General features: G+C 33.0%; 1 protein-coding gene. It reads left to right on the top strand.

The genetic code is table 11. From position 1 onward, the window contains the following. Positions 1 to 26 precede the first annotated feature (26 nt). Complete coding sequence (gene spxA / locus V7068_RS20145) at positions 27 to 422, top strand: transcriptional regulator SpxA (RefSeq protein ID WP_499714265.1); 396 nt, start codon at positions 27 to 29, stop codon at positions 420 to 422. Positions 423 to 627: the final 205 nt, after the last annotated feature.

The following is a 627-nucleotide window of genomic DNA, read 5'->3' as shown; positions in this document are numbered from 1 at the left end:
TCTATACCTAGGGAGTGTGAGTGAATATGGTAACATTATATACATCACCAAGTTGTACTTCATGTAGAAAAGCAAAAGCATGGTTAGAAGAACATGAAATTCCATATAAAGAGCGGAACATTTTCTCGGAACCGCTTACAATTGAAGAGATTAAGGAAATTCTGCGTATGACAGAAGATGGTACGGATGAGGTCATCTCAACTAGATCAAAAACATTCCAAAAGCTGAATGTGAATCTAGAAACGTTACCTCTTCAAGAGTTGTATAAATTAATTAAAGAAAATCCTGGATTATTAAGAAGACCTATTATTCTTGATGAAAAGCGACTTCAAGTTGGGTACAATGAAGATGAGATTCGTCGCTTCTTACCGCGTAAAGTTCGTACGTTCCATCTTCGAGAAGCACAACGATTAGTTAATTAATAATGTATTTGATTGCTCTGCTAGAGATTGTCTGCAGAGCTTTTTCTTTACTTAGTTTTGAGAATCTTTATTTTTTTAAGAGTACAATGTATGGGTAAGGGAAATTTTGAGTATATAATAGATAATGAATTTAAATACTTGGCTAAAATATTTGTCGTCGAAAATGTCATAAAGTTGCGGAATGAGGAATTTTTCTATAAAATAA

The sequence above is a fragment of the Bacillus sp. JJ634 genome, assembly GCF_036962285.1.
GTDB classification, from domain to species: Bacteria; Bacillota; Bacilli; order Bacillales; family DSM-1321; genus Peribacillus; species Peribacillus asahii_A.
The sequence above is the reverse complement of the archived record's forward strand: the minus strand, read 5'-3'. Positions and strand labels throughout refer to the sequence as shown.

Excerpts from the sequence above, each read along its gene's own strand:
- spxA (WP_499714265.1), top strand. The coding sequence starts at position 27 with ATGGTAACATTATATACATCACCAAGTTGTACTTCATGTAGAAAAGCA.